5 protein-coding genes, 3 tRNA genes and 3 rRNA genes are annotated in these 14,036 nt (G+C 63.7%); 1 reads left to right on the top strand and 10 read right to left on the bottom strand.

Features of this window, described 5'->3' with window-relative positions:
- Nucleotides 1-2: 2 nt before the first annotated feature.
- The 9 genes from OO015_RS09425 to OO015_RS09385 all read right to left on the bottom strand — a co-directional run bounded on the left by OO015_RS09425 (nucleotide 3) and on the right by OO015_RS09385 (nucleotide 10,399).
- A complete protein-coding gene (locus OO015_RS09425; RefSeq protein ID WP_265940974.1) occupies nucleotides 3-1,271 on the bottom strand; it encodes an AAA family ATPase in 1,269 nt (422 codons plus the stop codon).
- Nucleotides 1,268-2,251: a Flp pilus assembly protein CpaB gene (gene cpaB / locus OO015_RS09420; RefSeq protein ID WP_265940973.1), complete on the bottom strand. Its 984-nt coding sequence runs from the start codon at nucleotides 2,249-2,251 to the stop codon at nucleotides 1,268-1,270. Before cpaB ends, OO015_RS09425 begins: the two co-directional genes overlap by 4 nt.
- Before the next feature lie 133 nt (nucleotides 2,252-2,384).
- Nucleotides 2,385-5,000, bottom strand: a complete 2,616-nt coding sequence (locus OO015_RS09415) for a bifunctional lysylphosphatidylglycerol flippase/synthetase MprF (protein ID WP_265940972.1) — start codon at nucleotides 4,998-5,000, stop codon at nucleotides 2,385-2,387.
- 58 nt (nucleotides 5,001-5,058) lie between these two features.
- Nucleotides 5,059-5,133 (bottom strand) — tRNA-Met (locus OO015_RS09410).
- A gap of 42 nt (nucleotides 5,134-5,175) precedes the next feature.
- Nucleotides 5,176-5,294, bottom strand: a 5S ribosomal RNA gene (gene rrf, locus OO015_RS09405).
- A 91-nt stretch (nucleotides 5,295-5,385) separates the two neighbouring features.
- A 23S ribosomal RNA gene (locus tag OO015_RS09400) occupies nucleotides 5,386-8,377 on the bottom strand.
- A 116-nt stretch (nucleotides 8,378-8,493) separates the two neighbouring features.
- Nucleotides 8,494-8,566 (bottom strand) — tRNA-Ala (locus tag OO015_RS09395).
- Between the two features lie 17 nt (nucleotides 8,567-8,583).
- Nucleotides 8,584-8,657, bottom strand: a tRNA-Ile gene (locus OO015_RS09390).
- Between the two features lie 213 nt (nucleotides 8,658-8,870).
- A 16S ribosomal RNA gene (locus OO015_RS09385) occupies nucleotides 8,871-10,399 on the bottom strand.
- Together the 16S, 23S and 5S rRNA genes with 3 tRNA genes alongside form the textbook arrangement of a ribosomal RNA operon.
- 302 nt (nucleotides 10,400-10,701) lie before the next feature.
- On the opposite strand from OO015_RS09385, the gene OO015_RS09380 reads away from it, so the two are divergent.
- Nucleotides 10,702-11,466 carry a gamma-glutamyl-gamma-aminobutyrate hydrolase family protein gene (locus OO015_RS09380; RefSeq protein ID WP_265940971.1) on the top strand — a complete coding sequence of 255 codons (765 nt, stop codon included), beginning with the start codon at nucleotides 10,702-10,704 and terminating at the stop codon, nucleotides 11,464-11,466.
- Between the two features lie 56 nt (nucleotides 11,467-11,522).
- On the opposite strand, the gene lon is transcribed toward OO015_RS09380, so the two are convergent.
- On the bottom strand, nucleotides 11,523-14,021 hold the full coding sequence (gene lon / locus OO015_RS09375; RefSeq protein ID WP_265940970.1) for an endopeptidase La: 2,499 nt from the start codon (nucleotides 14,019-14,021) through the stop codon (nucleotides 11,523-11,525).
- Nucleotides 14,022-14,036 lie beyond the last annotated feature (15 nt).

Raw genomic sequence — 14,036 nt, 5'->3', positions numbered from 1 at the left:
CATTACCGTGTGGAACCGTTGCGGAAGCGCGGCAAGGCGAAACGTCGTCGACGGACAGGTTCTCGCGTGCTCTCTTCTCGCTCCTCTAGCATCAGCAGAGCGAGCCGCTCCAGTTCCGCCACGATGCGGTGCTGCCGGTTGTTCCAGGCCAAGGGGCTCCCCTCGTTGATACTGCGCACAACAGCTGCAGGGTCGGACGGAATACGAGCCGGAATCGGCACGCGTAATGTCTCTTCGACTTCGTCAGGAGTCAGTCCACCTGCCGGGCTAATGTGATTCAAGACGAAAAATTGCCGCTTCTCTTGATACCCCAGCCGTGCCGCGAGCTCGAGAAACAGCTTCGTATCCTTGATCGCGGTCATCTCCAGCGAAAGCACCCACACCAGCGTTGTCGCCGCATCCGCACAAGCCAGTGTGATGTCATCGTAACCACCACGAGTATCCACGACGACGAAATCGGCGATGCGTCGTAACTCGTGCAGGGTCTCTTGCACGCGCGACGGCTGAACGTGCTCGGCCTCTTCCAGGCTCGCTGGTGCCAGCAGCACCCGTATGCCACTGGCATGACGCGTGAGCAGTTCGCGTATGATCTCGCTGTCTACCATCCCGGCCGGTAAACGGGAGACATCGGTCCAGGTACGCTGCGGTGGCAGGTTGAGAAGGACAGCGACGTCACCCCGCATGACGTCGGCATCGACGAGCACCACGTCGCGTTCCAGGTGACAACCGAGAACGATCGCGAGGTTGGTCGCGAGAAAGGTCCGCCCGATCCCCCCTTTGCTGCCGAGCACGACAACGACTTCCCCCGACCGACCAGGCAACGGTGGATTGCTCATGGCCACTGGGGGGTGAGAGGCGACGGCACCGTTCATAACAGTGACGTGAGGATTCGCCAACCGTCCCACACGGCGAACTGCCTCGACGAGTTCCTCGTAACTGAATGGCTTCGTGAGATATTCCCGCGCACCGGCCGCCATCGCCCGTCGTAGCATATCGGGGTTCTGAGCCAGGCCCAGCAAGATGATCCCAATACCGGGAGCGCGTGCCGTGATCGCGGCAGCAACCTCGAGGCCGTCACGATCCGGTAGCGTCTGGTCAAGCAGGACCACATGCGGTTGCAAGCGCAGAGCTTGCTCGATACCGTCCTCGCCTCGTCCCGCCTTGCCGACGACGCGAAAGTCGGGTTCGAAATTCAAGAGACGTTCGATGTTGTCCCGGCTTTCAGGGATATCATCGACGATGAGGATGCGGATGGTCACGTTCCCCGTCACTGTGGCCCTCCACCCACTTCCACGGGCGCTGGAACTGGAAGACCGAAGTCAGTGACCAATCGATCGTACGTCACGCCGTCCGTCGTCACCTCTGTGGTATCGCCCCGAGCACGCAGGAGGACTTGATAACGGACATTTTGATCGAGAAGGAACGTGATCAGTTCTGCCTGCTTCGGGTCAGCCTCGACGACGAGCAAGTCGACCGGCGGCAATGTCGTTTCGGTTTCCGCCGTCGGGGTCGCGCTCGCAGTCGCACTGATTTCGGCTTGCGAGCGCTCACCGGGCGTCGCTCCGACCACCGTCGTCCCGGCGATGACTTGGAGGACGCGCAAGTTTTGCAAGACGATCTTTGCGACTGGTTGCCCCTCACCAGTATCCGTGATGATGACCCGGGATCCGGGTGCCCCTGCGTACGGATAAGAGGTTGCCTTGGTGCCGGGCGGCAGCAAGGTTACCGACTCCGGGGGTGGGCTGAAGCCTTGCCCACCATCCGGCATTTCTATCGGTTCTGTCGGCAGCACCCTTACCAGATTGACACGGCCCGCGTACACAAGATCGATGAGATCGTTCGGTTGGATCAGCCCTCCGACGGCATTGATACGATCCACCGGGATCGCAACCGCGCGTTTCCCGGGTTGCAAGAGATTCGAGACCGAGGGAACGATGAGGTTCGCCATCAGGATCCGTTGCCCTACTACCAGGTCACCGGCGACGACTAGACCGACCACCTGGTCCGGTTGACGAGCGGTACCGGGAGCCACCGAACTCGGATCCGCATCGATAACTTGAACGTCATCCAGGGTCAACACCGTGCCGGCGCGAATATCGCGTGCCGCGACCACCACGGGCACTACTGGCGTCGCAGTCGGCTCTGTTGGAGCCGGAGCGCGTTGCTGCTGGAGAGCGACGAAGGCAAGAATCAGTGCCAGACCAGCCAGGACGAGGCCGGTCACGAGATACAGTCGTCCGCCACGGAGCATGCGACCCCCAGCATCGTGCACCCCTGTTGCTCATTGAAATCAGAACGGCTTGTCTAGAGCATCTCTGAATGGGGTCAGCGTACGGAAGCACTAGCCCATTCGGGGGATTCAAGCTCAGGAATCGAGGTACACCTCACTGTGCCAGCTCTTCGCTCAGTCGCTCGCTTGGAGTGCCACCGCCCGTGGCACGGAGCAGTGCCAGTCCAATGGCCGGTAGGGCGACTGCCGAGCGGTAGACGAGAAAGCGCGGTTCCCAGTGTGGATGAAACTTCGCCTTGTAGTGGCGCAACCCCTCGATGGAGAAAAAGAGGTCGAGCAAACCGTAGAAGCGCTGGCGCAGGGTATCCGTCGCGAGGCCGGGAATTTCCACCCCAGCCAACGGTGCTAGCCCGAGCGACAACCGCTGATATCCCTGCTCACGGCACCACTCGAGGAGATGGACGAGCAGAACATCCATCGCCCCGTACGGCTCGTGGCGTCTCCGCATGAGGTCGATCGTCGCTTCCCCCGGAACACCACTCGGTATGAGATTCGCGAAAGCGACGACTCCGATCGCGGGGTGACGAAGCAACGTCACGGGGGTACTCCGAAGGTACGCCTTCGAGAATTGCCCCTGCGTAAAGAAACGCTCTCGCCTTCCCGGTACCGTCAACCATTCCTTGGAAACTGCTTCGAGCTCGTCGAGCAACGCTTGACTGAGCGGTGGCTGAACCAGCTCGAAGACATACCCTTCTCGCTGGAAACGACGGACGAGATACCGAAAATCCTTGAATCCGGGACGCTGCAACGACCAGTCACGCAGATCGACGATGGCCTCCTCCCCGATCTTCAACCAGCGCAGGCCACATGCACGATAGCTGTCCAGGTACGCCTCTGTGACTTGATGGAATGCCGGTTCCCAGTCGTTCAGCGAACAAAAATCGAGGAATTCCCTGAGGACGTGCGTAAACCCGTGTTGGCTGCACGCGTTCGGATCGCCCAGTGCCAGCGCGACACGACCATATACCCGATAGGCCACAACGCCTTCGCTTTCTCGCGAGAAAAAGAACCACTTATCTGGCCACCACTTGAAAAAGTCGAGCGACGAGTTGCCACAGCGCTCGATGATCGAGCGTGCCTGTTGTCGCTCGCGCTCGTGAGTGATCGCCCGCCAGACCACGGGCTGTCCTAAACTCCAGGCGGCATTGAGCAGAGCTCCACCGATGACGAGCGGGATCGAGTCCAGAAACCAGGCACCATAACGTGACAGAGGGACGACTTCCCAGTTTCCAAAACCGAAACCCGAAGCGACAAGAAGCCGAACCGCTTCTGCCCAGCTGAGGGGTCCGGGTGCAAGTGCATGGCGACTAAGGATGACGAGCCCTGACGCACCGTAAGAGACCGCCACAGCGATTCCTGCGACAGCGGTGCCAAGCCCACGGAGCACGGTCGGCGTGTCGGAGCGAACGCGAAACTCGCGCCAGCCAAACACGAGGAGCAAAGCGAGAAGAGACAGACCGAGAACGACCGGATCACGTCGCCCGACCACCTGCTGGGTGATCGAGACAAGCAGCAAGCCCACGGCCGCGAACCATCCCGCACGCTTCCAGCGCCAGAGGTGGATGGAAATGATGATCGAAAGAAACCCGAGTAACAATTCCAGGTTTCGGGACACTTCCCAAGGTTCCAGGAGCCCTACCCTCTCCAGACCACGCACCAGCACTCGATGCCGCTGCGGTTCGAGAAGGCCGAAAATGCTGATGAAACCCGACCACAGGAGAAGCAAGGCAGGTAGACGGCCAATCCCGCGGCGGATGAGCGGTTCGCGCTGTAACCAGAGCAGGCTACCGAGCGTGAAGGGAAGCCAGAGTTCGTACGCTCGCCAGAGCAGGACGGCAGCAACCGCGATCGGCGGCGACACCCCGAATGCTCGGAATGCTGCGACACCCGCCAGCTCGACCGCGCCGCTTCCCTGGGCAAAGGGCACGACGAACGCGAACAGATAGCCAACCTGGTAACCGATCAGCACTTCAGGTAAGGGGAGCGGTCGCCCCAGCGCAGCGAAGGCCGCGAAAAGGAGGACTACATTCAAGAGATCAACCGAGAGAGCCAAGAGCATGACGGGCAGGAGTTTCCGCTTGTCAACAGTGAGCATGACGTGTAGGGGGCGAGGAAGTGCTCGCCGTGAGCGTCCCCACATCAGTAGCCCCACGAGAAGCACAGCGAGAACGACTGCCAGAGCACCAAGCGTGCGGGGGCTCGCAAGCATTGACCGCAAATCGCCTTGGACGGCTGACGGAAGGGTCACCGCGGACAGGAGGGAAACAGGAAAGAGAAGCATGAAAGACAGAAAGCCAATCACGCCGTAGAGCAGCGTGATCGTCAGCCCGGTGTCCAGTGGGACACCGTCAGATTCGAGGTCTCGCGCAAAGACCGCCGCACCGACTGCTGCGCCAGCCGGAGTCACGGTACTGATAGCGACGCGATGAAGATCAGCGCGGAGCAGTCTCGTGAGGGATAAGCGATATCCCAAGATGTGCGCGAGGCGCTGAAGTTGCCGAGCGATTGCGAGCAGAGCCAGGATTTGCGCGAGCAGCGCGACAGCTAACCACTGCGGCGCCACCAAACGGAGGTGACGTAACGCGTCGAGCTCCTGATGATGGCGCAAAAGGAAAAGCAGAATAGCGGCGAAGAAAACAACTCCGAGTATCCGTTCGCTGATCTTCAGGAGTCTTCGGAGTAGCCGAGCGGATACTTGGATGCTGTCCACAGACGACCTCACGGCAAAAATGCCAGAACCCCCGGGTTTCTTCCCGGGGGCTCCTCGTTGGTAGCGGGGGTGGGATTCGAACCCACGACCTCTGGGTTATGAGCCCAGCGAGCTGCCACTGCTCCACCCCGCGGCAGGGCGAGCGGATGCATCATCGTCCCTTTCCCGTCAGGTGTGCGCGCAGCGGCCTCGCCTCCCGCGCAGTTGCCCGCGCAGTACTCTCCGGCGCTGGTGCGGGGCACGACCCGGTTCGGAATGGTTCGGGGTGTTTCCACACCGCTCTCGGCCACGCGCACACCTGACGGGAAAGGTCGATCTGATGATGCGGTGATTCGGATCGACGAAGCTAGCTCTGCTGTGCCCGCTCACCTGCGAGCAGAAGGAAGACGGACTGGCCTCGGCCATGAGGACGGCTCGGCTCCAGTCGGTTACCCGCTGTCCACCTGCCGCCTCGCTACCGGGTCATCTCCCCGGGGCCTTACCCCCGTGACGGGGTGGGACGGCTCATCTTGGGGTGGGCTTCCCGCTTAGATGCTGTCAGCGGTTATCCCGTCCGGACCTGGCTACCCAGCGCTGCCGGTCGGCCGACAACTGGCACACCAGCGGTCCGTCCAGCCCGGTCCTCTCGTACTAGGGCCAGCTCCCGCAACCGTCCACCGCCCGCGGCGGATAGAGACCGAACTGTCTCACGACGTTCTGAACCCAGCTCACGTGCCGCTTTCATGGGCGAACAGCCCAACCCTTGGGACCTCCTCCAGCCCCAGGATGCGACGAGCCGACATCGAGGTGCCAAACCGGGCCGTCGATGTGAACTCTTGGGCCCGATCAGCCTGTTATCCCCGGGGTAGCTTTTATCCGTTGATCCACGGCCCGCCCACGCAGTACCGTGGGGTCACTTGGCCCGCCTTTCGGCCCTGCTCGGCACGTCCGCCTCGCAGTCAAGCCCCCTTCCTGCCCATGCACGCTCCGGCCGATTGCCATCCGGCCTGAGGGGACCTTTGGGCGCCTCCGTTACCCTTTAGGAGGCGACCGCCCCAGTCAAACTGCCCACCAGCCACGGTCCCTGGCCGCGTTCCCACGGCCCAGGTGAGGGCGCAAACCCAACCAGGGTGGTATCTCACCGCCGGCTCCACGGGACCTGGCGGCCCCGCTTCCCCGCCTCCCACCTATCCTGCACAGGCCGGGCCCGCACCCAGTGGCAAGCTGCAGTCAAGCTCCACGGGGTCTTTTTGTCCCGCCGCGGGTCACCCGCTTCTGCACGGGTCCAGCAGTTTCACCGGGCCCCCCGTCGAGACAGTGCCCACGTCGTGACGCCTTTCGTGCGGGTCGGAATTTACCCGACGAGGAATTTCGCTACCTTAGGACCGTTATAGTTACGGCCGCCGTTCACCGGGGCTTCCCTTCGGGGCTCTCCACCCCTCCGGTTCACCTTCCGGCACTGGGCAGGCGTCAGCCCCGATACGTCGGCTTTCCGCCTTCGCCGAGACCTGTGTTTTTGGTAAACAGTCGCGCGGGCCTGCTCTCTGCAACCCCCTCGGGCTCCCCACCCTACCGGGGCCCCCCTTCTCCCGAAGTTACGGGGGCAATTTGCCGAGTTCCTTGACGGGGGTTCTCCCGCTCGCCTCGGTGTCCTCCACCAGCCGACCTGTGTCGGTTTGCGGTACGGTCACCGCCGCCCTTCGCTAGAGGCTTTTCTCGGCCACGCCGCCAGATCCGCTCGGCAGGGCCTCACCCCCACCTCGCACTCGCCTGGTGCCGCTCCCCGGCCGGGCTTTCCCTCGGCCCACGACCCAGGCTTGGACGGTCCCTCCGACCGCCGGACCCTCGACGCGGCGTCCCCCCTTCGCTCAACCAGGCGCCGGTGGGGCCGGAATCTTCACCGGCTGCCCCTCGCCTACGGCTGCCGCCCTCAGCTGAGGACCGCCTCACCCGCAGCTGACGACCATCGCTGCGGAACCCTTCGGCACTCTCCGGCGGGGCGGATTCTCACCGCCCTTCCGCTACTCGTGCCGGCATTCGCACTCGTCGCCGCTCCAGCACGGCTCCCGCCGCACCTTCCCCGCCGACGACGACGCTCCCTACCGCCCGCCTGACCCCACGCGGCCAGACGGACCCGCGGCTTCGGTGCCGGGCTTCGCCCCGCGTCATTTTCGGCGCACGGGCGCTCGACCAGTGAGCTGTTACGCACTCTTTCAAGGATGGCTGCTTCTAAGCCAACCTCCTGGTTGTCTCCGCACCCGCACCACCTTTCCCACTCAGCCCGGACTTCGGGACCTTAGCCGGCGGTCTGGGCTGTTCCCCTCTCGACCCAGAACCTTTTCGCCCCAGGTCTCACTCCCAGCGACCAGCGACCAGCATTCGGAGTTCGCCTCGGCTTGGTAGGCTCCACGCCCCCGCACCGAAACGGTGCTCTACCTCCAGCCGCCTCCACGCTGAGGCTGACCCTCAAGCCATTTCGGGGAGAACCAGCTATCTCCGGGTTCGCTTGGCATTTCACCCCTACCCCCAGCTCCTCCGAGCCCTTTGCCACGGACACCGGTTCGGCCCTCCACGCAGGTCTCCCCCGCGCTTCAGCCTGGCCAGGGGTAGCTCACCCGGTTTCGGGTCGGCCAGGCGCGACTCCACGCCCTCTTCAGACTCGCTTTCGCTCCGGCTCCAGGTGCCTCCCCCTTCGCCTCGCCACGCCCGGCCACTCGCCGGCTCATGCTCCAATAGGCACGCCGTCACCGCTCCACGCAGCTCCGACCGCCTGTGGGCGCACGGTTTCAGGCGCTCTTTCACCCCCCTCGCCGGGGTCCTTTTCACCGTTCCCTCACGGTACTCTCCCCTATCGGTCGGCCAGGGTATTTAGCCTTGGAGGGGTGGTCCCCCCAGCTTCCCACAGGGTTCCTCGTGCCCCGTGGTACTCACGCACCTGCCCCACGCGACCTGCCGCCAGTCCGCCTACGGGACTCTCACCCTCTCCGGTCGCCCCTTCCAGCAGCGTTCGGCTCCCAGCGCCACGCCGCGCGGCCGCACTGCCGCTTGGCCCGAGCAGGCCGTCCAACCCCGTCGCCGCTTCCGGACGGCAGCCCTCTGGGCGACGACGGTTTGGGCTCCTCCCGTTTCGCTCGCCACTACTCCGGGAATCGCTCTCTCTTCCTCGGGGTACTGAGATGTTTCACTTCCCCCGGTACCCACCCTCCCAGTCGCACCGGGCTCCTCACCCCGCACTTCCCAAGAGGGCGACGTGGCTCCCCACCACGCCAGGTTGCCCCATTCGGAGACCCCCGGATCCCCGCTCGCCCGCAGCTCCCCGGGGCGTTTCGCCGCTCGGCCGCGTCCTTCCTCGGCCCTGGCCGCCTAGGCATCCACCGTGCGCCCCTCTCCCCAGTCCACTCCTTCCTGCTCGACACCGGCAAGCGGGCACAGCAGAACTACCTCGGCGATCTGAACCCGCATCATCACTGCGATGACGCATCCACTCGCTTGGTAAGGTGCTGCGCGAACGACGTGGAGCTGAGGGGACTCGAACCCCTGACCTCCGCCGTGCAAAGGCGGCGCTCTCCCAACTAAGCTACAGCCCCATAATCGCCGCGCCAGGTGGGCGTTCCTGGATTCGAACCAGGGACCTCACCCTTATCAGGGGTGTGCTCTAACCAACTGAGCTAAACGCCCACGCGCCACCTTGACAACTGGAGTATGGCCGAGTACGCCCGCGACCGACGTCATCAGCACGAGTGGGACGACTCCGGGTACGGAGACCAGCGGGCGTCCGCCCTCCGCGGCCTCCGGCCGCCTCCTCAGGCGCGCCCCCTGCTCCCACGCCCCGTCCCGAGCTCCTCGCTCCGCGCCCCACCCGGTTGACCCAAGGAGCTTCCCGCTCCCTAGAAAGGAGGTGATCCAGCCGCACCTTCCGGTACGGCTACCTTGTTACGACTTCGTCCCAATCACCAGCCCCACCCTCGACGGCTACCCCCCACGTACCGTGGGTTGGCCCACCGGCTTCAGGTGAAGCCAGCTTTCGTGACGTGACGGGCGGTGTGTACAAGGCCCGGGAACGTATTCACCACCGTATGGCTGACCGGCGGTTACTAGCAACTCCGCGTTCACGCAGGCGGGTTGCAGCCTGCGATCCCCACCACGACCGGGTTTCCGGGATTGGCTCCAGGTCACCCCTTCGCAGCCCATTGTCCCGGTCACTGTAGCGTGTGTGTCGCCCAGGGCGTCAGGGCCATGCGGACTTGACGTCATCCCTCCTTCCTCCGGGCTTTCCCCGGCAGTCGGGTCAGACACCCGCGTAACTGACCCCGAGGGTTGCGCTCGTTGCGGGACTTAACCCAACACCTCACGGCACGAGCTGACGACAGCCATGCAGCACCTGTGCCGCAGCTCCCTCTCCGGGCACCCCCACCTTTCGGCAGAGTCCTGCGGCATGTCAAGCCCTGGTAAGGTTCTTCGCGTTGCGTCGAATTAAACCACACGCTCCGCTGCTTGTGCGGGCCCCCGTCAATTCCTTTGAGTTTTAGCCTTGCGGCCGTACTCCCCAGGCGGCGGGCTTACTGCGTTGGCGCCGGCACGGATGGGGTCAACTCCACCCACACCTCGCCCGCATCGTTTACTGCGTGGACTACCCGGGTATCTAATCCGGTTCGCTCCCCACGCCTTCGCGCCTCAGCGTCAGGTAACGGGCCAGCGGGCCGCCTTCGCCACCGGTGTTCCTCCCGATCTCTACGCATTTCACCGCTACACCGGGAATTCCACCCGCCTCTCCCGCCCTCAAGCCAGGCCGTCCCGCGCGACCCCCTGCGGTTGAGCCGCAGGCTTTCACACGCGGCGCGCCCAGCCGCCTACACGCCCTTTACGCCCAGTGACTCCGGGTAACGCTCGCCCCCCTACGTCTTACCGCGGCTGCTGGCACGTAGTTAGCCGGGACTTGCTCCGGGGGTACCGTCATCCCCTTCGTCCCCCCGAACAGCGGTTTACACCCCGAAGGGCTTCCTCCCGCACGCGGCGTCGCTCCGTCAGGGTTGCCCCCATTGCGGAAGATTCCCTGCTGCTGCCTCCCGTAGGAGTCGGGCCCGTGTCTCAGTGCCCGTGTGGCTGGCCATCCTCTCAGACCAGCTACCCGTCATCGCCACGGTAGGCCGTTACCCTACCGTCTAGCTGATAGGCCGCAGGGCCCTCCGAGCACAGCCAGACTCACCGCCTGGCCTTTCCTCGCTCGGCCCACCACCCAGCGAGCGTATGGGGTATTAGCCCGAGTTTCCCCGGGTTATCCCCCGCACCCGGGCAGGTTCCCCACGTGTTCCGCACCCGTCCGCCACGGTCGGCACGCTCATCGCGCGCTCCCGTCCGACTTGCATGCATTAGGCACGCCGCCAGCGTTCCCCCTGAGCCAGGATCAAACTCTCCATCCCGGATCACTCCAGCACTCACCCAGCCTCTCGGCCGGGCTTCCATCGTCAGATCCGAGACGTTCGGCCGCTTTCGGCCACGAGGGCCTGGCGCACTCGACCACACTCCAGTTGTCAAGGTGCTCGCGGAGCTCATCGCTCCGCCAGACGCATCAGATACTATACCCAGCACTCGCTCCCGTGTCAAGGGCCCCGCCACCTCCGCCTCGAGTCCGATCCCTACCCTTCTCCTCCTCTTGTCCTCTTGCCGACACCATGCCCTTGCCATACCCTCATCACCGATGACGGAACGGAGGCCACAACTCATGGAGAAGCCAACGATCGGTATCACCCCCGATGTCACGGTTGCTGACACCCATGTCGGGCCGACCGAGCGCCTCCAGCTCAACCTCGACTATGCGTCCGCGGTTTCCGCAGCCGGCGGCATACCCGTTGTCTTGCCACCGAATCTCGAACCAGCCGACGCGCTCGCCCTCGTCGACGGCTTACTCCTTACCGGTGGTGGCGACATCGATCCAGCGCTCTACGGAGCACCAGCCGTTCACCCGGAAACGTACGGCATTGCTCCCGCTCGCGATGCTTTCGAAATCAGGCTCGTCCAGCACGCGATCGCTCGCGATCTCCCGATTCTCGCCATTTGCCGCGGCATTCAACTGCTCAACGTCGCGCTCGGGGGTACGCTCATCCAGCACATCCCCGATGCGATTTCCAACTCCCTCAACCATCGCCAGCACGAACTCGGAATCCCGGTCAACGAACCAGCACACCCGGTCACTCTTATCCCGGACACGCTGCTGGCACGCATCCTCGGCACCACCTCGCTCATGGTCAATTCCTATCACCACCAGGCTCTCGATCGCCCAGCCCCGGGACTCGTCATCACCGCCTACGCTCCTGACGGTGTCATCGAAGCCGCCGAGCTGCCATCTGCCACGTTCGTTGTTGCCGTCCAGTGGCACCCGGAGCGGCTCTACCGCCAGCATCCACTTCATTACGCCCTCTTCGCTGCGCTCGTCGACGCTGCCCGCCACTTCCGCACACGTCACCGAACACCGCTCCCACAACGATGAAAGCGGGGACGGGGGAATCACCCCGTCCCCACCGCTTCCCTGCCACGTCGCTTCCCTCACCCGAGGGCCGCTATCGATTCGACCGCCTCCTGGCCGCCCGCCTGCTCTTCACGCTCACGCCGCGCGCGAGCTTCCGCAACCCAGCGGTGGAATTCTTCCGGCATTGCCGCACGCAGGACGTCGTCGATGGTTTCAACCAGTACGAAGCGCATATTCTCGCGCAACGTCGCTGGCAACTCCTCGAGGTCCATTTCGTTCCGCTTCGGCAGCACGAACGTCTTCACACCAGCCCGCTGGGCCGCTAACGCCTTCTCCTTGATGCCACCCACCGGCAGAACCTGCCCGCGGAGCGTAATCTCACCGGTCATCGCGACATCGTCACGTGCCGGAATACCGGTCAAGAGCGAGACGAGCGCAGTCACCAACGTGACACCTGCCGACGGGCCATCCTTCGGGATTGCCCCTGACGGCACGTGAATATGGATGTCCGAATCCTTCATGAAATCCCGCTCGATCCCGAACTGCTCGGCGCGTGACCGCACGATGCTCAGCGCTGCCTGCGCCGACTCCCGCATCACATCACCGAGTTGACCGGTAATGATGAGGTTGCCCCGCCCTGGCATCCGCGTCGCCTCGATGAACATGATGTCGCCACCGAACGGTGTCACCGCAACACCGATCGCTACACCCGGTTGCGATGTCCGCTCCGAAAGCTCTTCGTAGTAGTAACGCCGCTTGCCGAGGAACTCGTGGACGACATCGATCGTGATCTCACGCGGTACGTCCTGTCCCTCCGCCAGCCGTGTCGCGAGCTTTCGGGCCACAGCACCGATCTCCCGCTCCAGGTTCCGGACCCCAGCCTCGCGCGTGTAGTGCTGGATGATCTCCAGAATCGCCTCGTCGGTGAACACGAATTCCTCCGGGTTCAACGCGTGTCGACGGAACTGCTTCGGAATCAGGTAGCGCCGCGCGATCTGGAGCTTCTCTTCATCGGTGTAGCCGGAGAGCACGAGGATCTCCATCCGGTCGCGGAGCGCCGGTGGGATGGTATCCAGCACGTTCGCCGTCGCGATGAACATCACCTTCGAGAGATCGAACGGCACGTCCAAATAGTGATCGCGGAACGTGCTGTTCTGCTCTGGATCGAGGACCTCGAGCAGGGCCGATGCCGGGTCGCCTCGCCAATCGGTACCGACCTTGTCGATCTCGTCCAGGACGAAGACCGGATCGTTCGTCCCAGCACGACGGATGGCCTGGATGATGCGGCCAGGCATGGCGCCGATGTACGTCCGCCGGTGACCGCGGATCTCCGCCTCGTCGCGCACACCACCGAGCGACATACGGGTGAACGCCCGACCGAGGGCCCGCGCAATCGACTGGGCGAGGCTCGTCTTCCCCACTCCCGGCGGACCGACGAAGCAGAGAATCGGTTCACGACCCGGTTCGTTCTCTTCACCGCGCTCCTTGCGAAGCCGCCGGACGGCCAAGTACTCGAGAATGCGCTCCTTGATCTTCTCGAGATCGTAATGATCCTCGTCCAAGATCTGGCGAGCACGGGCGATATCGATCTCGCCCTCCGTACTCCGGTTCCACGGCAGCGAGACGAGCCAGTCGAGGTAAGTTCGAATGACACCGTATTCGGCAGAGGCCGGCGGAAGCTTGCTCATCCGTTCGAGCTCGCGCAACGCTTCGCGACGCGCTTCCTCCGGCATACCCGATTGTTCGATCTTCGCCCGGAACTCGTTGATCTCCGCCTCTTGCTCACTCGTCTCACCGAGCTCGCGCTGGATCGCTTTGAGCTGCTCGCGCAGGTAGAACTCGCGCTGGGATCGCGCGACTTCTTCCTGCACCTCGCTCTGGATCTTCTTACCCAGCTCGAGAAGATCGAGCTCGCGGCTCATGAAGGCATTGAGCCGCAGGAGCTTGTCCCGAACGCTGTCCAGCTCCAGCAGTGCCTGCCGTTCCTCCGGATCCATCCGCAAGTTCGATGCCAGGAGATACACCAGATGCAGCGGATCATCGATGTTGAGCGCTGCGGTCACCAGTTCTTCCGGCAGGTTCGAAACGAGCGAGACCAAGCGCTGGAACAGCTCCAGGGCAGTGCGCGTCAGTGCCTTGACTTCGATCGTGTCCTCGACGATCTCCGGAATTTCCTCGACGAGCGCCTTCAGGTACGGTTCCTCGGTCACCCACTCGACGATCCGGACACGCCGAAGTCCCTGTACGGCCAAGCGCACTGTCCCATCCGGCACCCGCATCATCTGCTGGATGCTGCCGATCGTGCCGACCTGGTACACGTCCTGCGGGCCAGCACCCTCCTTCTTCGGATCTTTCTGGAGCACGAGTACCAAGAGTCGGTCGCCCGACGCGACATCGTCGATCAAGCGAAGCGAACGCGGTTGTCCCGCAGCGAGCGGCACGACCGTCGTCGGAAAGACGACGGTGTTGCGGAGCGGGAGAACCGGCAAGAGCTTGAGATCCCGCTGCGTCGTCTGCTCCTCGGTTTCCAGGTGTTCTTCGTGCTCCGGTGAAATATGCCGTAGTTCGTCAGTCATCGCACGCACCTCACG

It is taken from the genome of Thermomicrobium sp. 4228-Ro (genome assembly GCF_026241205.1).
Taxonomy (GTDB): Bacteria; Chloroflexota; Chloroflexia; order Thermomicrobiales; family Thermomicrobiaceae; genus Thermomicrobium.
The sequence above is the reverse complement of the archived record's forward strand: the minus strand, read 5'-3'. Positions and strand labels throughout refer to the sequence as shown.